The organism is Bifidobacterium sp., assembly GCF_022640935.1.
In the GTDB taxonomy this organism is placed as follows: domain Bacteria; phylum Actinomycetota; class Actinomycetes; order Actinomycetales; family Bifidobacteriaceae; genus Bifidobacterium.
Window position 1 is genome coordinate 27,881 of the sequence record NZ_JALCCV010000002.1, and the last position, 26,040, is coordinate 53,920.

Consider the following 26,040-nt stretch of genomic DNA (forward strand, 5'->3'; position numbering starts at 1 on the left):
TCATGGCCGTTCTTGATCCGAATTCGCTGCTGCTGGTCGTGCTGCTTGCTGCGGTCGCGATGCTGTTGGTGTGGCTTTCGCTCTCCATGGCTGCTGCCGAGGCTGCAGTAGGCCGGGTAACGCGCGCGAGCCTGAACAATCTGATCTTCGAGGTGCAGACCGATACTGAAACCAGCCGTTTCACGCGTCTGAGGAAGATCGCGAGAATCCATACGGTTCAGCGCCTGATCGCCGACCGCTTCGCCACGGCCGGATCATGTGCGTTCTTCCGCATCGCCTGCAACGTATTCGATGGCGTGCTCGTCAGCAGCATCGCCTCGCAGTTCGGCGCCGTGCTCTGGGAGCAGCTGCTCATCGGCGCTGTGTTCGCGCTGACGGTCGCCGTCGTTTCAATTCTTGTACGGCCGAGGGCCGCAGGGGTCTCCAAGCCGGTCGATATCATGCTGGGACGCGCTAAATTGGTGTCTTTCGCCGTGGCGGTCACGCCCTTCGCACGGGTGGGCGGCCGACAAAGCTCCAAGCGCCGGGGTCGCGAATCCGAACTCTCAGATGACGAGGAACTGGAGAAGATCCAGCATGAGCAGGGTCGCGCGGCTATTGACCGGCTTGTGGAATCCAATGACTTCGACCCGGAAGTCTCCGAAATGCTGCGCAATGTGCTCACCCTGTCGGATACACTTACGCGCGAGATCATGGTGCCGCGCACCGATATGATCTGCATCGACCACAAGTCTTCGCTTGAGGATCTGCTCAAACTGTGCACCCGCTCCGGCTTCTCGCGCGTTCCGGTCATCGGTGAGGATGTGGACGATCTGGTGGGCATCGTGTATCTCAAGGACGCGGTGCGGGCCACGGCGTTCAATCCGGCCGCGGGCACGCGCAGCGTCGCAACGATATGCCGCCAGCCGATGCTTGTGCCCGAATCCAAGCCTGTCGACGACCTGTTCCACGAGATGCAGCGCACCCGTCAGCATGTGGCGATGGTGGTCGACGAATACGGAGGCATCGCCGGATTGGTGACGATCGAAGATGCGCTCGAGCAGATCGTGGGCGAATTGGAAGATGAGCATGATCGCACCCAGCACAGCGAGCCGGAGCGGATCGGGGAACGCACGTGGCGCATGCCGGCGCGCACGCCGATCGCCGATCTGGAAGAGATCTTCGAAGTCGATATCGATGAGGACGATGTCGATACGGTCTATGGACTGCTGACCACGCTGCTCGGCCGCGTGCCGATCGTTGGCATGAGCGCGATCACACGCGGTCTGCAGCTTACCGCAGTCGATTCCGCAGGACGGCGCAAGAAGGTGTCCACGGTGCTCGTGGAGCCAGTCAGCGAATCAATGGACGCGCAAAATGAACCGGCGACATCCCCGGCGTCACGGCACGAAACGCAGAACACCGATAATCATAATGACGAAGCAACACAGCAAGGACACGGCAGGGAACAACATGAGCGAGCATGATGAGACGACGGCCAGCAACGCAACAGCCGGCGAAGACGAGGCGACGGCGCAGGGCGAGGCCTACCGGTCCGGTTTCGTGGCCGTCGTTGGCAGGCCGAACGTGGGCAAATCCACATTGATCAATGCGCTGCTCGGCACGCAGATCGCCATCGCCTCGTCGCGGCCTGAAACCACACGCAAGGCGATCCGTGGCATCCTGACGACGCCGAACGCGCAGCTGGTGCTGGTCGATACGCCGGGCATCCATCGCCCGCGCACGCTGTTGGGCCAACGGCTCAACGATGTGGTCGACGAATCGCTGAGCGACGTGGACGAAATCGCCTTCCTGCTGCCTGCTGACCAAGAGATCGGCGCGGGCGACAGGCGTATTCTGAGCCGGCTGCGCGGCCAATTCGGGGTCGAGCGCGATGACGGCGGCATCAAGTGGAAGGTGCCGATGATCGCCATCGTCACCAAAATCGACACGTTGGGCCCGCAGCAATTGGTTTCCAAGCTCATCGAAATCGACGAGTTCGCCGATTCCACCGCGCTCGTACCGGTCAGCGCGCTCGACCGCGACAATCTCGACGAGGTCAGGCAGGTGCTCATCGACCATATGGCCGAGGGCCCCCAGATGTATCCGGATGATCAGATCAGCGAAGAAAGCCCTGAGGACACCATAGCCGAACTCGTGCGTGGCGCATTCCTGGAAGAGTTGGACGACGAGCTGCCGCATTCGCTGGCCGTCGTCGTTGATTCGATCGAATACCCCGACAGCCCCGAGGCCCGGCTCGGCGTGGCAGCTGATGGCAAGGCGCACGTCATCGTTTCGATCTACGTCGAGCGAGACTCGCAGAAACCCATTATCATCGGTCACCGGGCCGAGCATCTCGTGCGGGTGCGCAAGTGCTTGCGCACCCCGGTCAACCGTATCGTCGGGCAGAAATCACGCCTCGACATGCAGGTCAAAGTTGCCAAAGGCTGGCAGTCCGATCCCAAGCAGCTGGAAAAGCTCGGTTTCTAGAGTCTGTTTCCGTTGTCGCGCATACGCCCGTGTACCCGGCCCATGCACGGCGTCCGCGCCCCGTTCCCATGGATCGTGCCCACTGCCCTCCACGCATCACAACTCCCGCATGATTACGGAGCCTGCGGGGAAACTCGTGATGCATAAACGGCTTGTGCTGTTGCAGCCGGTCAGGCGAAGCCGATCCCAGGAGGGAACATTGATTATTACTTGCGCCTGGTGTACATCTGCGTGTTGAGCAGGGCGGCGTAGCGGCGCACCACTTTGGGCCGGATGACTTTCATCGAGGCGGTGAGCAGGCCGTTGTCCTGAGTGAATTCCTCGGGCAGGATGATGAATTTGCGCACGGATTCGGCGCGGGAGACGCCTTCGTTGGCCAGATCCACGTAGTTTTGGACTTCGGCGCGCACCGCGGCGTTGCTGGCCGCTTGCTCCAAAGGCATATTCCGGTCCAAGCCCTTGGACTCCAGCCACATGCGCAGCGAATCCTCGTCCATGGTGATCAGAGCGGAGATGAACGGACGCTTGTCGCCGAGCACGAGCGCCTGGGAGACGAAGGAGCAGCGCTGGATCACCTCTTCGATGGGGCCGGGGGCCACGTTCTTGCCGCCAGCGGTGATGATGAGATCCTTCTTGCGCCCGGTGATGGTCAGGAATCCGTCATCGCTTAAATGGCCCAAGTCGCCGGTGGCATACCATCCGTCTGGGGTGAAGGCGGTTTCGGTTGCCTCGTCATTCTTGTGGTACCGAGGGAATACGCCGACGCCACGCACCTGGATCTCGCCGTCGCTGGCGATGCGCACGGAGAAGCCAGGAAATGGGATGCCTACCGAACCCTCATGATAGGGCGTGCCGAGCGGATTGAAGGCGCACGGCGCGGTGGTTTCAGTCAACCCGTAGCCTTCGTAGGCCGGCACGTCGGCGCCGCGGAAGAAGGCGAGCAGCTGAGGATCGAGGGGCGCGCCGCCGGCGACGATCCATTTGGAGCGACCGCCAAGCACTTCGCGCAGGGGACGGTAGACCGCAGGATCGAAGGCTGCCCGACGCAATTTCAGCGCCGTGCCGGCCTTGCCTTTGGCGCTCAGCTCTTTCATATAGCGCTGAGCGGCGACTACGGCTGAGGCGAATGCCATGCCTTTGACGCCGGTTCCGGCCTTCTGCGAAGCCGCATTGTAGACCTTCTCGAGTACGCGGGGAACCACGATCATGATCGATGGCTTGGCGACTTGCAAGTCGGCGATGAGCGTAGAGATGCCACGCGCGATGTAGATGCGCATATCGCTCGCTGCGACGATGTAATTGATGGCGCGTGCGAAGGTATGCGCCTGCGGCAGGAACAGCAGCACGGAATTACCGCGGTCGGCGAGCAGTTCGGGCATGTATGCACACAGTGCCAGCGCGGTCGTGCAATAGTGCTCGTGCGTCATCTCCACGCCTTTGGGCGAGGCCGTCGAACCGGAAGTGTACACGATCGAGCACAAGTCGGTTTTCTTGATCGAATCGATGCGCCTGTCCAACGTGGCGTCATCGATGCCGGCGCCGTAGGCCTGCAGTTCGTCAAGCCCGCCGGTTTCGATGCAGATGATGTCTTCGAGCGTCGGGCAGTCCTCGATGGCGCCGTCGGCCTTGTCGCGCATTTCGGTAGTTTCGACGATGAGCAGCCGAGCGTCCGAATTGTTGACGATATTGCGGATCTGCTCGGCCGAATCGGTGTCATAGATCGTGGCGAGCACGCCGCCGCAGGCCAGCACCGCAGCGTCGGTCACATCCCATTCATATGAGGTGCGGCACATGAAGGCAACGCCATCGCCCTTCTTCAGACCGTAATGGAGGAGGCCTTTGGCCACTTCGCGCACCTGGGCGAGGAATTCATTGGCGGTTTTGCTGATCCAGGCGTCGCCGGATTTAAACGTATACAGTGGATCGTCGCCGCGTCGTGCGGCGCGCTCGGCGTACAAGTCGTATACGGACATGCCTTCGTCGATCGGATTGATGCCGGCCGTAGCCGCGGTCAACAGACCGTTGCTCGGGTCGATGAACGTTGTGGTCGGGTAGCCCGGCCGCCATTCGTCGGTGTGAGGCAGATCCCTGGCCTCGTTCTGCGCGGAGATGTCCTCGGGCTTGACATAATCGGTGATTTCAGGCGTGTCGTCGCTGGTGGGGTGGGTGAAGCCTGCGCTGAGGCTGAGTGCTTTGCGGGTGAGTTTCAGGGCTTGTTCTTGAATCGAGTTGATAACAGACACGTAGTGCTCCTTGGCCTTCAGCCTTCGTCGTCCTGCCACAAAGCGGCCCATGCATGCGATATCCATCGTCAGAAGGCAGCCGCTGCCGTGACGTTCTCTATGCGATACTAATCGCTCCCGTCCACCCCTGTCACCTTACGGTAGCGTAGGAACTGCCATGTATGCAGGTAGACGTGAGTCAGCAGGGCGCTTGCAACCTCCGTTCACAAACCGAACAGCGGCTTCACGAATCCGTTCACGCGTGACCAATACATGGCCGGATCGGCACTGGCACCCAAGGCATGACCGGCGTTCGGGATCAGCAGGCGTTCCTTCTGACAGCTTGCGCAGGCGTGGAAGACGCGGCCAAGCGATGCAGGGGAGACGAAGTCGTCAGCCCCGCCGTGAATGAAGAGCATCGGGATGCTCGCATGCTCCACCTGCCGGACGCACGACGCCTGGCGGAAGGAATAACCGGCCCGGTGCCGGGCGATCAGGCTCATGACTTGCACGATCGGCGCGGCGACCCAGCGCGGCAGGTGATACAGCGATTTCGCGTTGAACATGAATTGATCCCACGCGCTTGCATATCCGCAGTCGGCGATCGCCGCCACCACGCCATGCGGCAAGCTCTCCTCGCCGCATGCCATCATCACGGTGGCAGCGCCCATCGAAACGCCATCGAGCAGGATGCGCGCCTCGACGTCCATATCGGCGATGCAGCGGATCCATTGCGCAAGGTCCTTGCGTTCGAGCCATCCCATGCCGATGTAGCGTCCGTCGCTCAGTTCTTGTCCGCGGCTGGCCGGAACCAGCACTGCGAAGCCCATGCGCGCGAAGCGGTGCGCGTACTTTGCCATCTCTTCAGGCCCGCCGCCGAAGCCATGGCAGCATATGGCATAGCGATGCGGCTTCGGGTGGGCGCAATCGGGATCGAAGGACCACGCGTGCAGGCGCAGGCCTTCCGGGTTCGTGACCGAAACGTCGTGTTTCGATCCCTCGAACCATTGCGCTGCCTTGCGTTCCTCCTGTGCGTCCAGATGTATAGGCCCGGAGGCGTGATGATCCTTGGCCATCGTGAACATTGAGAAACGTGACTTGGTGTCCAACGCGAACCTGAACAGGTGGTCTGCAGCCAGATAAGTCAGCCCGGCTCCCAGCGCCGCTGCCGTCGCCGCGCTCACGGCTGCGGTCGTGCCCAGTCGTAGCCTGTTGCCCTGACCCTGCTGCGGCATGATGCCTCCCAAACGATGACCAACGCATTGCGTTCCGCCCGCTGACTTACAGCTCCATGGTATCGAGTGGACGGTATCGACAGAACAGGTGGCGTGATGCGGAAGCCCGGATGCCATAGGCAAGCGCAATGTCCGCTGTTGCACTATACTGGTGCCTGTTGCTTTTGGCGCGCATTGGCTTGCGCGTCGTGCTTTGGCGAGGGAATCGCGGATTCCGTAATCGACTGGGCTGGTGGGGCTGCGCCTTTCAAGGTGCCGCGTCTCGGCGCATCGACGCGCAGAGCGGGCAGAAAACGGTACGAATATACAAGGAGACCACCATGGCAGACACCATCACACTTCAGGGCGAAGTCCGCAACGAATTCGGCAAGGGCGTCGCCCGGCGCATGCGCGTCGCGCAGCAGATCCCTGCGACCATTTACGCGGGCGGCGCGCAGCCCGTCTTCGTCAAGCTGCCGATGCGCGAAACCACGCTGGCGCTGCGCCGCACGAACGCGCTGTTCACGATCAAGTTCGCCGACGACTCCAAGATGGCCGTCGTCAAGGACGTGCAGCGCAACCCTGTCAAGCGCATCATCGAGCACATCGATTTCTACGAGGTCAAGGCCGGCGAGAAGATCGAGGTCTCTGTACCGGTCTTCGTCGAAGGCACGCCGAAGGGCGCGGCCGTCGCATTCGTCGACATCCAGGAGCTCACCGTGCGCGCCGACGTCTCCAACCTTCCTGAGCGCATTGTGGTGAACGTCGAAGGCATGACCGACGGCACCAAGGTGTTCGCCAAGGACATCGTGCTGCCCGAAGGCGCTGAATTGGATGCCAGCACCAATAGCGAGGAATCCGTCGTCACCGTCGAGGTGCCTGAGGACGCTTCGGAGGCCACTGCCGCCGCCGAACCCGCTGTCGCCGAGCCGGCCGCTGCCGATGCCGACGCCGCCGCCGAGCCGGCCGAGTGAGTGAGATCGGATTCGTTGATTCGGTGCCGGGAGCCTTGGCGATATGATGCAGGGAAGGGAACCCGCTGAAATACCTAGTTGAAACAAGCTGTACACCAGACTGAATCGCAATGAGGGGCCCGCATGCGCATGCGGGCCCCTCATTGCGATTCAGCAGGAAAACCATGGGCAATGTCATAATGTGAACCGCCCGCAGCCGCGCTGTGGAGCGGTGCGGCTACAATAAGTGCCAGCGCTGCGCCAAAAGCGCCGACGTGCCAGACCTGTATCTGTGAATATGATGAAAACGAAGAAGAAGTTAAACAATGAGCGAAAACAATCATCATGATCCCGCGGCCTTGACCGCACTTGCCGAGCCGTTCGAGGTGCTGCCCAACGACAATCCCGCGACTGATGCCAAGCGCAAGGAACTGACGGATAAGCCTGCTTTCGGCCAGGTGTTCTCCGATAATATGACCCACATGTCGTGGACGAAGGGCGAAGGGTGGTCGGATCGCCGGGTCGAGCCGTATGCGCCGCTGAAAATGGATCCAGGCGCCTCGGTGCTGCACTATGCGCAGGAGTGTTTTGAGGGACTCAAGGCATATCACCACGATGACGGCTCGGTGTGGCTGTTCCGCCCGGATGCGAACGCCAACCGTTTCCGCAACTCATCCAAGCGGCTCTATCTGCCCGAGCTTCCGGTGGACGACTTCTTGGGCTCGGTCGCCGCGCTGGTCAGGCGCGATGCTGCCTGGGTGCCGACTCGGCGCGAATACACGCTGTACATGCGTCCCTTCATGTTCGCATCCGAGCCTTTCCTCGGCGTGCGTGCGCCTGAAGAAGTCGACTACTGCGTGATCGCTTCGCCCTCTGGCCCGTATTTTCCCGGTGGCGTCAAGCCGGTGAATATCTGGGTGGAGGACACGTGGTTCCGTACCGGCCCCGGCGGCACCGGCTTCGCCAAGTGCGGCGGCAACTACGCGGCATCTCTGCTCGGCGAATATCGCGGCATCGATAACGGCTGCGAGCAGGTCTGTTTCGTCGATGCGGCTACCAAAACCTATCTCGAAGAGCTCGGCGGCATGAACATGTTCGTCGTGCACAAGGATGGCCATTTCGAAACCCCGTCGCTGACGGGCAACATTTTGCCCGGCGTGACTCGCAATTCCATCATCCAGCTCGCGCAGGATGAGGGGCGCGACGTGGTCGAGACCATGATCAAGCTGCAGGATCTGCTCGATGACATCAAGTCGGGCGAGGTCACCGAGGTGTTCGCATGCGGCACTGCCGCTATCATCACTCCGATCGGGCGTTTCAAGTCCTCAAGCTTCGATGTGACCGTCGCTGACGGTGGCTCGGGCGAGCTCACGCTTGCGCTGCGCAACAAGCTGCTCGGCATCCAGCTGGGCGAGATCGAGGATCCACACGACTGGATGTGGAAGGTCTGCTAAGGCGCTTCTGCAGCATAGCGACAGAGTTCGGAGACAGGCAGGTTCGCCTGTGGGACAATAACTCGATACGCTAGCGATGCAAGCCGTCCAGCCCGGATAATTTGCCCGGGCTGGACGGCTTTTCACATTGCTCGGGGCGATATCCGGGCATGGGTTTTTATATCATCCGGCAGCGTGCGCTTGCGCCGCTCGTGTCGATGCGGGGCTTAGGGTATTCTTCGAGACGGCAATATGCGGTATGGCGGGCATGCGGCATTCGGGATGATGTGCGAGCCGGCGCGCGTCGCATGTCACTCGAGTAGTTTCGGTCATGAATCAGGCGAGGAGCGTGGCGATGGAACCGTTGTTGGAGAGCAACACGGTGTTCATGGGCATCGAGTATCTAGCCATTTTCTGCTGCGGGCTTTCAGGCGGTTTGATGGCCGTGCGCAAAGGCTATGATCTCTTCTCCATCCTGATCACGTCATGGCTCACCGCATTGGGCGGCGGCATCGTGCGCGATGTGCTGCTCGGCATCTTTCCTCCTGCTGGCATATCCGACAGAGGATTGGTGCTCACCGCTCTGGCGTCGAGCCTTGTCGTCGCGGTCATCCATCCCGAAGTAGGCAAGCTCAAGTGGACGATGCTCGTCATTGACGCGCTGGCGCTGGGCCTGTTCGCCGTGAACGGCACATCAAAGGCCTTACTCTACCATACCTCGGGCATGACGGCCGTGTTCCTGGGCATGTTCACCGCGCTGGCCGGCGGCCTGTTCCGTGATATTCTGCTCAACGAGGTGCCTGCGGTCATCAAGGACCGCCATTGGTATGCGGTGCCCTCGTTTGTCGGCTGCGTGCTCACCGTCCTGCTCACCAAAGCGCTCAGCGCCGGGCTGATCGACATCAATGTCGAGATGGCAGGCGATATCGTCATCGTCGGCGTCGTCGTCGCCATGCGTATTCTTTCGGTCGTCTACAACATCCAACTTCCTGGTGCGATGCAGCGCCATGAGGCGCATCTGCCTCCGCCTTTGCCATTGTCGCAAAGCCGCTATTTGCGCAGGCCGGTCGTTCATCCGCAGGCGGACGATCCGACCGCCTTGCGGAACGTCGATGCCGGTGCGCGGCACACGGCAGGGGAGGACGTGAATGCAGGCCAGCGCCAGCGGGATCCTGATCACGGCGGTCGGCCTATGAGCGAATGATGGGTGAATGATGAGGAGTACGTGATTCTCGCCGCCTCATCGCGCGAATAAGACGCTTTGCGCCATATTTCTACTCGGAGTTGGCGATTCTCATGTTTTTCGGCGCGTAAAACACATTGGTTGCGTGACATTTCTGCAAGCGGTTCATTGCCCCATGAGGGTTGTATAGGCCCAAATCTGGGTATGGGAAAGGCCCACAGGCGTAAACCTGTGGGCCTTTCCCACTACGATGGGCCATAAGGCCCGTCAATCACAGCGCGTTGATCGCGACGGCGAGACCGGACTTGCGGTTGGCGGCCTGATTCTTGTGAATCACGCCACGGCCGGCGGCCTTGTCAAGCTTCTGCGCGGCGACCTGATAGGCGGCCGTAGCGGCTTCTTTATCACCCTCGGCGATGGCCTGACGCGTAGCGCGAATCGAGGTCTTGAGACCGGACTTCACAGCCACGTTGCGCTGGTGCGCCTTCTCATTGGTGAGAACACGCTTCTTCTGCGACTTAATGTTTGCCACTATCTACTCCAAACAACGTTTTCTATAAGGACATACAAGCGATTATGTTAACACCACAGTCGGATAATTCCCAGACGATGAGTGGAGCGTCTCACCGGGCTTCGCGCCGAGGCGGCGGAGACTGCCGATCTGCCATGCCTAGGTTCCCTGCCGTTCGATGCGACGCACAGAATGCCGACAGGAGCCGGTAGACTGGATTGGCTATGAAGCCGCAGCTGCGTTGGCAATCGTTGGAGACACGGCGTAAGAGCTGCGCACAGGATAGGCGAATGGGAACAGCAAGGAGACGCACTGCAAGTGATTGAACCGAAGAACAGGCCCGGGTTTACCGATCAGTCGCTGATTCGCAACTTCTGCATTATCGCGCATATTGACCACGGCAAATCCACAGTCGCCGACCGTATACTGCAGCTTTCCGGCATCGTGCCCGAGCGCGAGATGCGGGATCGCTTCCTCGACCGCATGGACATTGAGCAGGAACGTGGCATCACGATCAAATCACAGGCTGTGCGCGTGCCGTGGACTGTCGACGGCACCGAATACACGCTCGGCATGATCGACACTCCCGGGCATGTCGATTTCACCTATGAGGTCTCCCGTGCGCTGGCCGCGTGCGAGGGGGCGGTGCTGCTGGTCGACGCCACGCAGGGCATCGAGGCGCAGACGCTCTCGAACCTGTATATGGCCATAGAGCATAACCTCACCATTATTCCGGTACTCAACAAAATCGACCTGCCCAGCGCCGAGCCGGACCGACATGCCGAGGAGATCGCCGGGCTCATCGGCTGCGAGCCGCAGTCCGTGCTGCGCGTGTCGGGCAAGACCGGCGAAGGCGTGCACGACCTGCTCGACCAGATCGTCATGGATGTGCCCGCGCCCTCGGGCGATCCGCAAGCCCCGGCACGCGCGCTGATATTTGACTCCTCCTACGATTCCTACCGTGGCATCGTGACGTACATCCGCATGGTCGACGGCAAGCTCGCGTCGCGCGAGAGGCTGCACATGATGGGCATCGGCATGGTGCATGAGCCGATCGAAATCGGCGTGATCAGTCCCGATATGGTGCCGACGAAGGCGCTGACCGCCGGCGAGGTCGGGTACGTGATCACCGGCGCGAAAGATGTGAGCCAGTCCAAGGTCGGCGACACGATCACTTCCGCAATCAAGCCCGCGAGCGAGGCGCTGCCGGGGTACCGCGACCCCAAGCCCATGGTGTATTCGGGGCTGTTCCCGATCGACAATGCCCAGTTCCCGGATCTGCGTGAGGCGCTCGACAAGCTCAAGCTCAACGATGCCGCGCTCGTCTATGAGCCGGAGACCTCGGTGGCGCTCGGCTTTGGTTTCCGCTGCGGATTCCTGGGGCTGTTGCATATGGAAATCGTCTCGGAGCGCCTCAGCCGTGAATTCGGTCTGGATCTGATCTCCACCGCGCCCAACGTCACCTACGACGTGACCGCCGAGGACGGCAGTCTGCATCACGTCACGAATCCGAGCGAATTCCCCGAAGGCAAGATCAAGAAGATCATCGAGCCGATGGTCGCCGCCGACATCATCACGCCCAAGGAATTCATCGGCTCGGTGATGGACCTGTGCCAGGAGCATCGCGGCGAAATGGGCACGATGGAGTACATCAGCGCCGAACGCGTCGAAATGCACTACCGCATCCCGCTGGCGGAGATCGTCTTCGACTTTTTCGACCAGCTTAAAAGCCGCACCAAGGGCTACGCATCGCTGGACTACCATGAGGACGGCGAGCAGAGCGCCGACTTGGTCAAGGTCGATATCCTGATCCAGGGAGAGAAGGTCGACGCCTTCAGCGCGATCGTCCACCGCGACAAGGCTTATGCGTATGGCGTGATGATGACGAAGAAGCTGCGTGAGCTCATTCCGCGCCAGCAGTTCGAGATTCCCGTCCAGGCCGCCATCGGCTCACGCATTATCGCGCGCGAGACCATTCGTGCGCTCAGGAAGGACGTGCTCGCCAAATGTTACGGCGGCGACATCACAAGGAAGCGCAAGCTGCTCGAAAAGCAGAAGGCCGGCAAGAAGCGCATGAAGATGCTTGGCCATGTCGAGGTGCCGCAGGAGGCGTTCATCGCTGCGCTGGCCACCGACGACGGCGCGACCGACCGCGACACCAAAGACAAGATCCGTGCCGCGCAAAAGAGCGAGTCCTGAGTGATGTCGAGGTCATCGGCGGTCTGTAGGCGAGGTGAGCAGCCGCTAAGACTGCGAGGTCAGCGTCGGAGTGGGACGGTCATTAATGTTTGAGGTGTATATTCATGTGCCGTTTTGTTTACGGCGCTGCGGCTACTGCGATTTCAACACCTATACCTCGCCGGATATGGGCGGCGGTGCGAGCCGAGGCAACTATGCCGCGATGGCGATTGCGGAGATGCGGCTGGTCAAGCGTTGGCAGTATGAGCACGGCATCGTCGAGCCCGCGGCGTCAACCGTGTTCTTCGGCGGCGGCACCCCCACGATTCTGCCTGCTGACGATCTTGCGCGCATGCTGCACGGCGTCGAGCAGCTCTGGGGGCTGGAGCCTGGCGCGGAAATCACCACGGAAGCCAATCCCGACACCGTCGACGAGGATTACGTCGCCGCATTGGCTGACGCCGGTTTCACGCGGATTTCCTTCGGCATGCAATCGGCGGTGCCGCGCGTGCTCAAGACGCTGGATCGCACGCATACTCCCGCGAATGTCGAGGCAGGGGTTCGGGCCGCCGACAAGGCGGGAATCCGCTCAAGCGTGGATCTGATCTATGGCACGCCGGGGGAGAGCTTAGGGGATTGGCGCTATTCCGTGAAAACGGCGGTCGAGTTGGGCGTCAACCATATTTCCGCGTACGCTCTCACGCTGGAACCGACCACGAAAATGGGCCGCATGGTGCGCTCCGGGCGGCTGCCGAAACCGGATGACGATGACGAGGCGAACAAATACGAAATCGCCGAGGATCTGTTCTCCGAGGCGGGGTTGCAGTGGTACGAGGTTTCGAACTGGTCGCGACCAAGCTATGAGAGCCGGCATAATCTCGGCTATTGGCGCAACGTCGATTGGGCGGGCATCGGACCGGGTGCGCACAGCCATTACAATCGTGTGTCAGCGAGCCGGTTGGTGGGAACCGAGCAGCCCGGCGAACATATTGCGGCGGAGGACAAGCCGCAGCAGCTGTCCGCAGGGGTTCGGGCTTGGGATATCAAGCATCCGCGTGTGTGGGGCGAATCGATTTCAAATGACACGGTGCCATGGCAAGGCCAAGAGACCATCACCGCCAAGGAGAATCTCGAAGAGCTCATCATGCTCGGTCTGCGCCTGCATGAAGGACTTGATCTGAACCGGATCGATCAGGCGATGCGAGAGCCCGATGGCGGCCGATTCGCCAAGTCTACCGGCGCTGCCCATGCCGATGTTGACGCTACCAGCGTTTGTAGCGGCAGCATCGACGGCGACGCTTCGAACGGTGTCGGCACGAACATTCTCAATGCCGAATGCGGCGCCGATCCGGCTGTTTCCTCTATGCTGGGCGAAACCGCCAAACACAACGACTTCGCCATCCGACGCACTCGCATCGCCAAGCTGGCTGATGACGGTCTGTTCACGATACACGGCAGCCGCCTGGTCCCCACCCTGCGTGGCCGTCTGCTCAACGATTATCTCATCGAGCAGTTCTTCGACATGGTCGGTCTGTGATTTGCGCACGATTCGGTTCATGCTGTTTTACCGGTCGTTGTGCTGTTGCGTGGCCTCTCCGATTCGGGCGTGTATCTGCATTATGTGAGCGTTAACCCGACTGCGCGAAGGCCGATCAGCGCTGTGCGAGATGCTGTTTCGTTGAGGGCCGAGTATCGGGCGGCACGAAACCGTCATTTTAGCCAGCGCTAATTCGGGTGCCACGGGTTCGGCGCCTCACATAACCCGGATGGACCTCCGCAGCACTTCCAGTAACGCCTCACGCAACGCATGTACATGGTTTTCGAGCACTGGTGAGGGCTCAAGTAGGCGCAAGGCGGGACTGGCTCGGCCAGGCCTCAGACTGGCGGGGATGTTACTTGTGCCTTTTCCTCAGAAGCCCGGACGGATCAGCAGCGCACGCGAAATCGGAATACCCGTTCACGGCGTCAAGCACAGTGCGAGCCGGAAACTTGGCGTGAACTCCTCGCGCGCGCCGTATGACTACCATGGGCTTGCATGGGCTATGTTGCGACATTCGATGCGGGAACTACGGCGGTCAAGGCGGCGCTGACCGACGACGACGGCATCATCATCGCCTCGTGCTCGAGCGGCGCGATGCCACTATTCACTGGCGATGGTCATCGGGAGCAGGATCCGTTCGACTGGTGGCGGGCTTTTCTGCAAGCTGCGCATGCCATGCTGACGCAGGCCTCGCAGTCCGTGCCGAAGTTTGATCCGGCCGACATCCTCGGCATCATCATGAGCGGGCAGATGCAGGATGTCATCGCGCTTGACGGGCAACTGAACCCGGTGCGCCGTGCGATGCTCTATTCGGACGGCCGGGCGGATCGCGAGGCAGGTGAACTGGCTGAAATCGTAGGTGATACGACATTCCACAACCTGACCGGCAACCAGCTCGAAGGCTCCTTGCCGCTGCCCAAACTCATGTGGTTCAAACGCCACGAGCCGCAGAACTTCGCGAAAACACGGCATGTGCTGTTCGATGCCAAGGATTATCTCGTCGCCCGGTTGACGGGAGCGCTGTCAGCCGACGTCGTCGCCAGCTCCACCGTCGGCGCGATGGATATCTGCCGGCACGTATGGAGCAGCAGGCTCATCGACGCGGCAGGCATGGATGAGCTGCTGTTTCCGGCGTTGCGCAATCCGGAGGATCGCGTGGGCGAAATCGCCGGCCGAGCCGCAGAAACGACCGGATTTGCGCTAGGCACGCCGGTGTTCGCCGGCATTGGAGATGCGGGCGCCACCACGCTCGCCAGCGGCGTGACCAAGCCGGGCGAATACAACATCAACATCGGCACCTCTGGATGGATCGCCGCCATCTCGCCTGAACCCATCACTGATCAGATCGGCGTCGCGAACCTCGCTTGCACCACGGTCGGTGCGCATAATGGGGTCAGCGTCGGCGGCGGAAGAAATAGCGACAGCCGTGCCGGTGGTAAGAGCGATGGCAGCGGCGCCAATAAACGCGCCGGCGGCAATGACACCGTCAAGGCCGCCGAAGGCGGCGTCATCAGCGACGTATCCAGCGGCGATGGCGAAGGTGCCGGTGGTGGAGTGATCAGCGGTGTGCCGTTCCTTAATGCTGGCAATGTGCACCGATGGATCACATCGGTGTTCGCGGGGAACCGTATCTGCGAGGGCATCGATTGCGAGGATGCTTCTTGCGAAGGCACTGATTGCGGGAAGACTGATTGTGGGAAGACTGATTGCGGGTCTACTGCATGTGGGTCTACTGCATGTGAGGCCACTGCGTGCGAGGCCACCGTCAACGAAGGGCGCGGCGGACGCTCCAGCTACGTGGCCCATGGCAAAGGCAGGGATGACCGCGCGAACGCAAATCCTAGGCCGTCGACGAGCCACAGTCTGTCGGCATCCGTCAGCCGAGCCGATTACAGCCTCATGGGCGCGATGCTGGCGCGCAGCAGGCCTGGCAGCAATGGCGTGCTGTGTCTGCCATACCTCTCAGGCGAGCGCTTCCCGGTGATGAATGCCTCCATCCGCGGTGCCTACGTCGGTCTTTCATCTGATACAACGGCTGCGGATATGGCGCGTGCGGCGCTCGAAGGGGTCGCCTTCTCCATCCGTCAGGGCCTGGAGATCTTCGATGCCGAACCGTCGGAGATCACGCTGATCGGCGGGGGAGCGCGAGAGCCTGTCTGGTGCCAGATCATGGCCGATGTCTTGGGACATCCCATCGAGGTATTTCGCAATGCCGATGTCATGCCGGCTGCTGCGCTTTCATTTCTGGTGCAATATGCGCTCGGTCGTTTCGAGTCGCTCGATGAGGTCACCGAAAGGCTGCGCGCCTGCCGTGACAGTGTTACCTATGAGCCGCACATGGAAACCGTGCGACTGTATGACGAGGTCTACAGCCGTTACCGCTCGTTGTATCCGGCCATCGACGGGCTTGGATGAGTGGGATTCTGTGCCATTCGCGGATGATATGCATCAGTTGCGCCGCTAAGCTGCGGCAAAGGGCACATGATGCGGCATTGCCGGAGTTATACTTCAGTTGTGCCGCTAGGCCGCGCTGAAAGGCACAAATGAGGCAGTGCCTCCAGGGAAATGCACCGTGTGCGACAGTATTCGCCGGCAACGCCATAAACGAAACGTACCGGGATATAAGGGTATACGATGCTGAGGCTGCATACAGAAAGGGCAGGAGGCATATCATCATGATCGACCATATGACGCTGCATGTCCGCGACGTGCAGCGCAGCATCGCGTTCTACGCCAAGGCGCTCGCACCGCTCGGATACGTTGTGAAGGCGCATCACGAGCCGACGCTCGGGTTCGGCGTCGACGACGGCACGCCGCATGCCGACTTCTACATTTCGCCTCTTGACGGCTGCGCGAACGATGCCGCTGCCGAAAATGCCTCAGACGCCGCGCCAGCTGCCTCGGTCGGGCGGCCGCCGTACGTGTCGTACGTGCCGTACGCCCCGACCCATATCGCCTTCCGCGCGCCCGATCATTCCTCGGTCCGGGCATTCTATACGGCCGGGCTTGCCGCCGGCGGGCGTGGCAACGGTGCGCCTGGGCCAAGACCCTATCATGCCGGATACTATGCGGCATTCGTCTTGGACCCGGATGGCAACAACATCGAGGCTGTGATCGATTGGAGCCGTATCGATGCATGAGGCGCGAGGTCGGTTTTCGCGTTTTGACACGGGCGGTATGCGCGCATGATCTCGTCGCGTTCCCTGCGCAGGCACTATTCTACGGTTCTGCAGGGTGCCGCTGAATGCACAAGAACGCAAACAGCGTAAAACTCGCCGAATGATTCGTTATATGGACGTGAGAAACACGCTTGACTGAACCCGGCTGTATTCTTGGCCGCACCGGCAAAGAACCGCAGGTTTTGGCCTGCCATAAACGATGAAGGTGGTTTCCGTGTCTTTCCGCGCTCCGCTCGATCTAACGGTCCACAAAGCCCAGGGGATGTACGACCCCTCGCAGGAGCATGATGCCTGCGGTGTGGGCATGGTCACCACGCTCAACCGCCATGCCGAGCGATGCATCGTCGACGAGGCCATCGAGGTGCTGGTGAACTTGAACCACCGCGGCGCGGTCGGCGCGGAGGAGAACACGGGCGACGGGGCAGGCATCATGGTATCGATGCCCGATGAATTCATGCGGGGGACCATCGACGTGGAACTGCCTGCCGAGGGCCATTACGCCGCTGGCATCGCCTTCCTCGACCGGGATATCGCCGCTTCGGGTCGTCAAGAGCAGGCCATCGCGAACATCGCCAAAGATGAAGGCCTCGAAGTCCTCGCTTGGCGCGTGGTTCCCACGAATCCCGACGGACTGGGGCTGCAGGCGCTCGCATCCATGCCCTCGTTCAAAATGCTGGTCGTGGCGGATGCGAATGATGACGCGGGCACAGGCGATCTGGATCTCGACCGCAAGACCTTCCGCCTGCGCAAGCGCATCGAGCATGAGGTCGGCGTCTATTTCGCCTCGCTGTCCTCGCGCACGATCACCTACAAGGGCATGCTCACCACGCTGCAGCTGACCTCTTTCTTCCCGGATCTGCTTGATACGCGTATGAAAGCCACCATCGCCATCGTGCATTCGCGTTTCTCGACCAACACGTTTCCGAGCTGGCCGCTGGCGCAGCCGTTCCGCCTCATCGCGCATAACGGCGAGATCAACACCATCCAGGGCAACCGCAACTGGCTTTCGGCGCGCGAAGGCCGGCTGAGCTCCAAACTGCTAGGCGAGTTCAAGCCGCTGCTGCCCATCTGTACCCCGGGGGCCTCGGATTCGGGCACGTTCGACGAATGCCTCGAGCTGCTGCACCTCTCTGGCCGCAGCATCACGCATGCCATTTCGATGATGCTGCCGCCCGCGTGGGAGAAGAACGATGCGCTCGACCCGGACATCCGCGCGTTCTACGAGTACAACAACACGCTGATCGAGCCGTGGGACGGCCCGGCGAACATCGTTTTCACCGATGGCGTCGTGGTCGGCGCGCAATTGGATCGCAACGGCTTCAGGCCCGGGCGCTGGCAGCTGAACGACGACGGCACGGTCGTGCTTGCCTCGGAAGCCGGCGTGCTGCCCGAGATTGAGCCGCAGCACATCGTTTCGAAAGGCCGCCTCGAACCGGGCAGGATGTTCCTGATCGACACCGAGCAGGGCCGCATTGTGCCGGACGAGGAGATCAAGGCGAATCTGGCCGCGCTGCACCCCTACCGCCAATGGGTGGAGGGCAACAGCGTCGAGATGAGCCAGCTGCCCGCGCGCGAGCATGTGAGCCATTCGGGACAGTCGGTCCAACGTCGTCAGCGCGCCTTCGGATACACGCAGGAAGATCTGAAGATGCTCCTGATTCCGATGGCGAACAGCGGCAAGGAGCCGCTGGGCGCCATGGGCAATGACGCGCCCATGGCCGTGCTCTCCGAACGCAGCCGCATGCTCTTCGACTATTTCACGCAGAAATTCGCGCAGGTCACCAACCCGCCGCTCGACTGGGAGCGCGAGGAGATCGTCACCTGCCTCGAATCCGCCATCGGCCCCGAGCCGAACCTGCTCGACGACACCGAGCTGCACGCCAAGAAGATCCTCATCCCGTTGCCGGTCGTCAATTCCGACGAGATGGCGCAGCTCAGACGCCTCGACAAGGCGAAGATACTCGGCGACTACTACCGCCCGTACATCGTCAAGGGCCTCTATCAGGTCGCAGGCGGCGGCAAGGCGCTTGAGGAACGGCTCGAAGAGATCTTCGGCGAAGTCGATGCGGCCATCGCCGACGGCAAGAACTTCATCGTGCTCTCCGACCGCGAATCGAACCATACGTGGGGCCCGATCCCTTCGCTGCTGCTCACCAGCGCAGTGCAGCATCACCTGCTGCGCACGCATACCCGCACCCAGATCTCCATGGCCGTCGAGGCCGGCGACGTGCGCGAAATCCACCATGTGGCGCTGCTCATCGCCTATGGCGCGGCCTGCGTGAACCCCTATCTGGCCTTCGAATCGGTGGAGGACCTGGCCAACACCGGCTATTTGTCCGTCAATGCCGAGACGGCGATGAAGAACCTTACCAAGGCGCTGTCGACCGGCGTGCTCAAGATCATGAGCAAAATGGGCGTCTCCACGATCATGAGCTATCGCGGCGCGCAGCTGTTCGAGGCCGTGGGCCTGAGCCGGGACGTAATCGACAAGTACTTCACCGGCACCACCTCGCGAGTAGGGGGCGAAGGGCTCGACGAAATCGCCGAAGAGGTCGCGATCCGTCACCGCGTGGCCTATCCGAACCAGTGGACCGCCACGCCGCACCGCAAGCTGCGCACAGGCGGCGATTACAAATGGCGCCGCACCGGCGAGGATCACCTCAACGATCCCGAGGCGATCTTCCTGCTGCAGCAATCCACGCAGCGGGGCGACTACGGCCTGTTCAAACAGTATTCGGCGCATATCAACAACACTTCGAACCGGCTCATGACCCTGCGCGGGCTCATGTCATTCACGCATGCGCGCAAGCCGATCGACATCGATCAGGTCGAGCCGGCCAGCGAGATCGTCAAGCGATTCTCTACCGGCGCGATGAGCTATGGCTCGATCTCGCAGGAGGCGCACGAGACGCTGGCCATCGCGATGAACTCGATCGGCGCGCGCTCGAACTCCGGCGAAGGCGGCGAATCCGACGACCGCATCGCCGATCCGCACCGCACCAGCCGTATCAAGCAGATTGCATCGGCCCGCTTCGGCGTCACCAGCGACTATCTCGTGCACGCCACCGACTTGCAGATCAAGCTTGCCCAAGGAGCCAAACCCGGCGAAGGCGGCCATTTGCCTGGTGCCAAGGTGCCGCCGTGGATCGCCAAAGTACGTCATGCGACCCCCGGGGTCGAGCTGATTTCTCCGCCGCCGCATCACGATATCTATTCGATCGAGGACTTGAAGCAGCTCATCAACGATGCCAAGATGGCCAATCCCAAGGCACGCATCCATGTGAAGCTGGTCTCCGAATTCGGCGTTGGCACTATCGCGGCCGGCGTGGCCAAATGCCATGCGGACGTGGTGCTCATCTCGGGCTACGACGGCGGCACGGGCGCGGCTCCGCTCAACGCCATCAAACACGCCGGCACGCCATGGGAGATCGGCCTGTCCGAAACCCAGCAGACCTTGATACTCAACGGCTTGCGTTCCCGCATCGTCGTGCAATGCGACGGCGAACTCAAGACCGGTCGCGACGTCGTGGTCGCCGCGCTGCTAGGCGCTGAAGAATTCGGTTTCGCCACGGCGGCCTTGATCGTCGAAGGCTGCGTGATGATGCGGGCATGCCATCTGAACACCTGCCCGCAAGGCATCGCCACGCAGGATCCCGAGCTGCGCGCGCGATTCCGCGGCAAACCCGAACACGTCATCAACTTCTTCATGTTCATTGCGCAAGAGGTGCGCGAGTTGCTCGCCCAGCTTGGCTTCCATACGCTCGAAGAGGCAGTGGGCCATGTCGAGTGCCTCGACCAGAACGAGGCCGTGAGCCGTTGGAAGGCCGACGGCATCGACCTGACCAACGTGCTCATGCAGCCGGGCCCCACGCCCGGCACGATCCTGCACCAGACCATCGAACAGAACCACGAGCTTGAGAAGGCCCTCGACAACCGACTGATCGAACTGTCCCGTCCTGCGCTCGAGCGCCGCGAACCGGTGCGCATCGAGGTGCCGATCCGCAATGTGAACCGTACGGTGGGCACGATGGTCGGCTATGAGATCACGAGACGCTATGGCGCCGAAGGCCTGCCCGACGACACGATCGACATGACCCTGCATGGCTCAGGCGGCCAGTCGATCGGCGCGTTCATCCCGCGCGGCGAAACCCTGCGCGTCTACGGCGAAGTCAACGACTACGCCGGCAAAGGGCTATCCGGCGGCCGCTTGATCGTGCGGCCCGAAGAAGGCATGGGCGCAGGCTTCGACCCGCATGAGAACGTCATCGCGGGCAATGTCGCCGGATTCGGAGCGACCTCGGGCGAGATGTTCATCGCTGGCCGGGCCGGCGAACGATTCGGCGTGCGCAACGGCGGCGCCACATTCGTGGTCGAAGGCGTGGGCGACCATGGCTGCGAATACATGACCGGCGGTATCGTGGCGATCCTCGGGCCAACCGGACGCAACTTCGGCGCCGGCTTCTCCGGCGGCGAGGTCTATGTGCTTGATTTGGATATGGACAAGGTCAATCCGCAATCCGTGCAGAACGGCTCGCTGCTTTTCCAGAAGCTCGACGCCGCGCAGCAGGGTTTCGTGCACGATCTGGTCAAACGGCATGCCGAAGAGACCGCTTCGCAGTTTGCCGCAGCATTGCTAGCCGACTGGGAGCATGCCGTCGCCCGTTTCACCCACGTGGTGCCGCGGCAGTACGTGGCGATGACCGACGCGATGCGCCGGGCCCAGGCGCAGCACGTCGATTTCAATGCGCCGGGCGCATGGGAGCATGTGTACGAGCAGGTCATGGAAGGAGCCCACTGATATGAGCGACCCCAGAGGATTCCTCAAAGTCCGCACCCGCCGCGAGATGGCCGAACGGCCGGTCGAGGAGCGCATCAAAGACTGGTTCGACGTGCATGCCGAGCATGGCGCGCAGCCGTGGACCCGCGAGCAGGCTTCGCGCTGCATGGATTGCGGCACCCCATTCTGCATGACCGGCTGCCCGTTGGGCAACGTCATCCCCGAGTTCAACGACCTGGTCAGCCAGGGCAAGTGGGAGGACGCCTACGACAGGCTGTCCCTGACAAACAACTTCCCGGAAGTCACCGGACGCGTGTGCCCGGCGCCTTGCGAGCACGCCTGCGTGCTGGCGATCCATCAGCCGGCCACAGCCATCAAGAACGACGAGGTCACGATCATCGACCAGGCCTTTGCGCTCGGCTACGTCAGGCCGATGCCCCCGCAGCGCCTCACCGATATGACTGTCGCCATCGTCGGGTCCGGGCCCGCTGGCCTGGCGTGCGCACAGCAGCTGACTCGCGCAGGGCACACGGTCGTCGTCTATGAGCGCGACGACGCGATCGGTGGGCTCATGCGCTACGGCATCCCCAATTTCAAGCTCGACAAGCACTTGCTCGACAAGCGCGTAGAGCAGATGGAGGCCGAAGGCACCCGATTCCGCACCAATATGGAAATCGGCAAGGACATCAGCTGGGACGAGCTGCGTTCGCGCTATGACGCCGTCGTGGTGGCTATCGGCTCCGGCACGCCGCGCGATCTCGCCATTCCGGGCCGCGATCTGGACGGCATTCATTTCGCGATGGATTTCCTTCCCGACACGACCCGCCGGCTCTACGGCGTGCAGCCGCATGCCGACATCAGCGCCAAAGGCAAGCATGTGGTCATCATTGGCGGCGGCGACACCGGTTCGGACTGCCTGGGGTCTTCGATCCGCCAGGGCGCGAAAGACGTGACCGTGCTGCAGATCAACCCGCAGGAGCCTTTGGCGCGTCCAGCCGACCATCCATGGCCTACGTATGCGCGCACCTACCAGAAGACCACCTCGATGCAGGAAGGCGGCGAATACCTGTACAACACCGATTCGGTGAGCTTCGACGGTCTTGAGGACGACTTGGACAAAGTCGACGTCGACAATACCTCGGTGCCCGCCGGATTCGTGGCGGATAGGCATGGCCACGTCAGAGGGCTGAAAATCGTGAGCGTCGGTCTCGACAAGCAGGGCAGGCGCATGCACATCGCCGGCACGGAGCGCGTGATTCCGGCCGATCTGGTGCTCATCTCCATCGGCTTCGCTCATCCTGACACGACGACGCTGCTCGATCAGCTGCCCGTCGAGCTGGACGGCCGCGGCAACGTCTCGCGCGACGCCAAGTTCTCCACCACGCAGGACGGCGTCTTCGTATGCGGCGATGCCGGTCGCGGCCAGAGCTTGGTCGTGTGGGCCATCTCCGAAGGCCGCAGCTGCGCGGCAGCCGTCGACAAGTACCTCATCGGCGTCACTGAGCTGCCCTCGCCGATATTGCCGAGCGACCGCCCGATGACGTTGCCGCTCAAGGCGCTGGCTCACTAGGCAGGGCCGTGAACCTGAAATGTTGGCAGCGCGTCATTGATGACAAATGCCCGTGCTATAAGGCCTACATGGTGCAGAGCACGTTGGATGAAGCCGAATTCGGCGCGCGCAGGGGGGGCAGCGATGGACTGCCCATCCCTTGCACATGACTTGTTTACCGGTTTGCCTCTGGCCGAGATCAGTCCTTTTCGCCGCTGCCAGGGCCGGCCTGTTCCTTGGTCGCCTCGTAGCGTTTTGGATCAACGCCCCACTCTGCGCAATGATGCACTCGTTGCTGATGGGCCCGTCGTCGAGGAAGTCCTCAAGAATCTCGTGCACTTCGGCGGCATACCGTGCTTGGGCCGACAAGGTCGTTCCCCAAATGCGAGCGGTCATGCCTCGGTGCGGCACAGTCCGCCGCGGATGATCCTCGGCGGATCCCGTACGTCGCCCGCATACCCGGCGAGCTGGCCTGAATCGAGCGCGTCGACAACGGCATGGCGGTCTGCGAGCTCGCCGCAGCCGTTATTGGCTAGGAGCCGCGCTTCAGCGAAGCGATCACCGAGGCATCGAATATGTGGCGGTCGACGGCGTACAGCCGCGTTTCCTTGTGCTCAACAGCGTGCTTGCAGCAGGCGTCATAACCACTACTACATGGCCCGGTATGGGAATGCGCCGGCCGTCTGATTGGCGGTTGTAGCTCGTTATGCTATCCCTCGCGTCTTTCGGCGGATATGGGATCGGCAGGTTGTGCAGGCGCGCCGCCGGCAAGCCCCGCACGCGCAGTCAAGGCCCGGCAGGCGTCTGACGAACACATAACAACCTATGGCAAGACGTTGCGCTGGTGGGCGTGGGCATCGACTCACGCCTGTACTGGGTTTCTAGAAAGAAGCGCGGCGCCTGCCGCCGTAGCGGGGTAGACTGGGAAGCGGAAAATCGTTGTTTTATGGAGGAGAAGCTATGCCGAATCGCGCCGAACGCCGAGCCCAAGACAAACGAAGCCGCAAGGGCGTGCCCCAGCAGTACGATCAGACACGCGGTCGCGCTCGTGCCGATATGATCGACGAGTACGGCCTGCAGGAGAAATCGCGCAGGCTCGTCGAACATGTCGACGGGGAATGGACGCCATCGGCCAAAGCGGACGACGACGAAATCAGCACGATCGAGAACCGCGATCCGCAAATCATCAAGGCACCGCACTCATTGCGCCAGTTCTTCCGCATCCTCAGCTGGACACTGATCGGCCTGTCGGTGGTGGCTTTCCTTGTCATCATGTGGCTGCCCAGCCATCCGTTGTGGCTCATCATCACGGTCAGCGCGGTGTTCGTCGTCGCAGTCCTGAGCCTCTTCTTCGTGACAGGCGATCCGAGGCACAACCCCAATCTGGATGCCAACGGCACCGCCGTGTGAGCAGAGCGGGACGGGCGGATCAGGCCGGGCATTTGACATCGCATCCCCTGAGTTCTTAATACCTGACTTCTAGATATCCGCGCACACGGTTTGCCGGTCGTAGACTTGAGTGATATACGCCCAACGAAGCGCAACGAAGGAGCAAGCATGAAAGTAGACATCCTGACCCGCGAATACCCTCCGCACATCTACGGCGGCGCGGGAGTCCACGTCGACGAGCTGGCGAAGGTGCTGGCTGAACGCATCGACGTGACCGTGCGGGCGTTCGACGGGCCGCGCGCCTCTGAAGACGTTCCCGCGATACCGGGCCAAAATCCCAAGGGCTCGCTGCGCGTGTTCGGCTATGATACCCCGGCCGAACTGGCGCAGGCCAACGCAGCGCTCAGGACGTTTGGCACCGATTTGCAGATGGCCAACGACGTCGACGCCGACTTGTCCCATGTCCATACGTGGTACGCGTGCCTCGCCGGGCGCCTGGCGCAGCAGCTGCACGAGGTGCCGATGGTGATCACCGCGCACAGCCTCGAACCCTTCCGTCCTTGGAAGAAGGAGCAACTCGGAGGCGGCTACAACCTCAGCTCTTGGGCCGAACGTGACGCTTACGAGCACGCCGAGCGCATCATCGCCGTCTCCGCAGGCATGCGCAATGATATTCTGAGCGCTTACCCGAATGTGGATCCCGGCAAGGTCGCCGTGGTGCACAACGGCATCACGCTCGCCGATTTTGCCACGCCCGACGATGACGACGAAGGCTGGAAGGTCTTCGGGCGTTATCATATCGACCGCAGCAAACCCACACTGCTCTTCGTCGGCCGCATCACCCGGCAAAAAGGGCTGCCGTATCTGCTGCGGGCGCTGCACCTTATCGATAAGGACATCCAGGTCGTGCTGTGCGCCGGCGCGCCCGATACTCCGCAGATCGCCGACGAAGTGAAGTCGGCCTTCGCCCAGCTCAATGATCAGCGCGGCAATATCATCTGGATCGAGAAGATGCTGCCCAAGCCCGAGCTCAACGCGCTGGAGCATGGGTGCACGGCCTTCGTGTGCCCGAGCATCTATGAGCCGTTGGGCATCGTGAACCTCGAGGCTATGGCCTGCAAACTTCCGGTTGTCGCCAGTGCCACGGGCGGCATCCCCGAAGTGGTCGACGATGGCGTGACCGGCCTGCTGGTGCCGCTCGAACAGCTGCATGACGGCACCGGCACACCGACCGATCCGGATGCTTTCGTGCACGATATGGCCCATGCCATCGACGAGATCATGGCCGACCCTGAGCGGGCCAAGGCCATGGGTCGCGCTGGCTACGAGCGCGCGCGCGACAGGTTCAGCTGGGAGTCCATCGCCGAGCGCACGATCGACGTGTACCGCGACGCGCTTCGATAGCGTGGCGATTCGGCGATTCGGTTTCGCCACGATGGTTGT

16 protein-coding genes are annotated in these 26,040 nt (G+C 61.8%); 13 read left to right on the plus strand and 3 right to left on the minus strand.

All coding sequences use genetic code 11. From position 1 onward, the window contains the following. Positions 1-2: 2 nt before the first annotated feature. Both LKG04_RS00990 and era read left to right on the plus strand, forming a co-directional pair. Positions 3-1,466 (plus strand): hemolysin family protein, encoded by a 1,464-nt coding sequence (locus tag LKG04_RS00990; protein WP_291761921.1) that lies wholly within the window; start codon positions 3-5, stop codon positions 1,464-1,466. Next, complete coding sequence (era, locus tag LKG04_RS00995; protein WP_291761923.1) at positions 1,414-2,469, plus strand: GTPase Era; 1,056 nt, start codon at positions 1,414-1,416, stop codon at positions 2,467-2,469. Before LKG04_RS00990 ends, era begins: the two co-directional genes overlap by 53 nt. 206 nt (positions 2,470-2,675) lie before the next feature. On the opposite strand, the gene LKG04_RS01000 is transcribed toward era, so the two are convergent. Beyond that, entirely contained in the window at positions 2,676-4,712 is a 2,037-nt protein-coding gene (locus tag LKG04_RS01000; protein WP_291761925.1) for an AMP-dependent synthetase/ligase, read from the minus strand. 203 nt (positions 4,713-4,915) lie between these two features. Next, on the minus strand, positions 4,916-5,926 hold the full coding sequence (locus LKG04_RS01005) for an alpha/beta hydrolase (protein WP_291761927.1): 1,011 nt from the start codon (positions 5,924-5,926) through the stop codon (positions 4,916-4,918). 320 nt (positions 5,927-6,246) lie between these two features. Between LKG04_RS01005 and LKG04_RS01010 the strand changes: the two genes are divergently transcribed. The 3 genes from LKG04_RS01010 (at position 6,247) to LKG04_RS01020 (ending at position 9,495) form a co-directional block, all read left to right on the plus strand. Next, the gene (locus tag LKG04_RS01010; protein WP_291761929.1) at positions 6,247-6,879 is read left to right on the plus strand and encodes a 50S ribosomal protein L25/general stress protein Ctc; all 633 of its coding nucleotides are present in this window, start codon (positions 6,247-6,249) and stop codon (positions 6,877-6,879) included. 305 nt (positions 6,880-7,184) lie between these two features. After that, positions 7,185-8,312, plus strand: coding sequence for a branched-chain amino acid aminotransferase (locus LKG04_RS01015; RefSeq protein WP_291761931.1), 1,128 nt, complete (start codon positions 7,185-7,187; stop codon positions 8,310-8,312). A 334-nt stretch (positions 8,313-8,646) separates the two neighbouring features. Then, on the plus strand, positions 8,647-9,495 hold the full coding sequence (locus LKG04_RS01020) for a trimeric intracellular cation channel family protein (protein WP_291761946.1): 849 nt from the start codon (positions 8,647-8,649) through the stop codon (positions 9,493-9,495). Positions 9,496-9,745: 250 nt separating this feature from the next. Here the strand turns inward: LKG04_RS01020 and rpsT are convergent, their stop codons facing one another. Next, positions 9,746-10,006, minus strand: coding sequence for a 30S ribosomal protein S20 (gene rpsT / locus LKG04_RS01025; protein ID WP_291761933.1), 261 nt, complete (start codon positions 10,004-10,006; stop codon positions 9,746-9,748). 297 nt (positions 10,007-10,303) lie between these two features. Between rpsT and lepA the strand changes: the two genes are divergently transcribed. The 8 genes from lepA (at position 10,304) to glgA (ending at position 26,001) form a co-directional block, all read left to right on the plus strand. Further along, a complete protein-coding gene (gene lepA / locus LKG04_RS01030) occupies positions 10,304-12,184 on the plus strand; it encodes a translation elongation factor 4 (protein WP_291763158.1) in 1,881 nt (626 codons plus the stop codon). An 85-nt stretch (positions 12,185-12,269) separates the two neighbouring features. Continuing rightward, a complete protein-coding gene (gene hemW, locus LKG04_RS01035; protein WP_291759312.1) occupies positions 12,270-13,700 on the plus strand; it encodes a radical SAM family heme chaperone HemW in 1,431 nt (476 codons plus the stop codon). Positions 13,701-14,198: 498 nt separating this feature from the next. After that, positions 14,199-16,118, plus strand: a complete 1,920-nt coding sequence (locus tag LKG04_RS08835; RefSeq protein WP_291758725.1) for a xylulokinase — start codon at positions 14,199-14,201, stop codon at positions 16,116-16,118. 260 nt (positions 16,119-16,378) lie between these two features. Further along, positions 16,379-16,843, plus strand: coding sequence for a VOC family protein (locus LKG04_RS01045; RefSeq protein WP_291758727.1), 465 nt, complete (start codon positions 16,379-16,381; stop codon positions 16,841-16,843). Positions 16,844-17,096: 253 nt separating this feature from the next. Next, positions 17,097-21,680, plus strand: coding sequence for a glutamate synthase large subunit (gltB, locus tag LKG04_RS01050; RefSeq protein WP_291758728.1), 4,584 nt, complete (start codon positions 17,097-17,099; stop codon positions 21,678-21,680). Position 21,681: 1 nt separating this feature from the next. Continuing rightward, on the plus strand, positions 21,682-23,229 hold the full coding sequence (locus LKG04_RS01055; RefSeq protein ID WP_291758731.1) for a glutamate synthase subunit beta: 1,548 nt from the start codon (positions 21,682-21,684) through the stop codon (positions 23,227-23,229). A gap of 939 nt (positions 23,230-24,168) precedes the next feature. Beyond that, positions 24,169-24,618: a tripartite tricarboxylate transporter TctB family protein gene (locus LKG04_RS01060; RefSeq protein ID WP_291758733.1), complete on the plus strand. Its 450-nt coding sequence runs from the start codon at positions 24,169-24,171 to the stop codon at positions 24,616-24,618. A gap of 147 nt (positions 24,619-24,765) precedes the next feature. Next, positions 24,766-26,001, plus strand: a complete 1,236-nt coding sequence (gene glgA / locus LKG04_RS01065) for a glycogen synthase (protein ID WP_291758736.1) — start codon at positions 24,766-24,768, stop codon at positions 25,999-26,001. The last annotated feature ends 39 nt before the right edge of the window (positions 26,002-26,040 follow it).

Excerpts from the sequence above, each read along its gene's own strand:
- LKG04_RS00990 (WP_291761921.1), top strand. The coding sequence starts at position 3 with ATGGCCGTTCTTGATCCGAATTCGCTGCTGCTGGTCGTGCTGCTTGCT.
- era (WP_291761923.1), top strand. The coding sequence starts at position 1,414 with ATGACGAAGCAACACAGCAAGGACACGGCAGGGAACAACATGAGCGAG.
- LKG04_RS01005 (WP_291761927.1), bottom strand. The coding sequence starts at position 5,926 with ATGCCGCAGCAGGGTCAGGGCAACAGGCTACGACTGGGCACGACCGCA.
- LKG04_RS01010 (WP_291761929.1), top strand. The coding sequence starts at position 6,247 with ATGGCAGACACCATCACACTTCAGGGCGAAGTCCGCAACGAATTCGGC.
- LKG04_RS01015 (WP_291761931.1), top strand. The coding sequence starts at position 7,185 with ATGAGCGAAAACAATCATCATGATCCCGCGGCCTTGACCGCACTTGCC.
- LKG04_RS01020 (WP_291761946.1), top strand. The coding sequence starts at position 8,647 with ATGGAACCGTTGTTGGAGAGCAACACGGTGTTCATGGGCATCGAGTAT.
- hemW (WP_291759312.1), top strand. The coding sequence starts at position 12,270 with ATGTTTGAGGTGTATATTCATGTGCCGTTTTGTTTACGGCGCTGCGGC.
- LKG04_RS08835 (WP_291758725.1), top strand. The coding sequence starts at position 14,199 with ATGGGCTATGTTGCGACATTCGATGCGGGAACTACGGCGGTCAAGGCG.
- LKG04_RS01045 (WP_291758727.1), top strand. The coding sequence starts at position 16,379 with ATGATCGACCATATGACGCTGCATGTCCGCGACGTGCAGCGCAGCATC.
- LKG04_RS01055 (WP_291758731.1), top strand. The coding sequence starts at position 21,682 with ATGAGCGACCCCAGAGGATTCCTCAAAGTCCGCACCCGCCGCGAGATG.
- LKG04_RS01060 (WP_291758733.1), top strand. The coding sequence starts at position 24,169 with ATGCCGAATCGCGCCGAACGCCGAGCCCAAGACAAACGAAGCCGCAAG.
- glgA (WP_291758736.1), top strand. The coding sequence starts at position 24,766 with ATGAAAGTAGACATCCTGACCCGCGAATACCCTCCGCACATCTACGGC.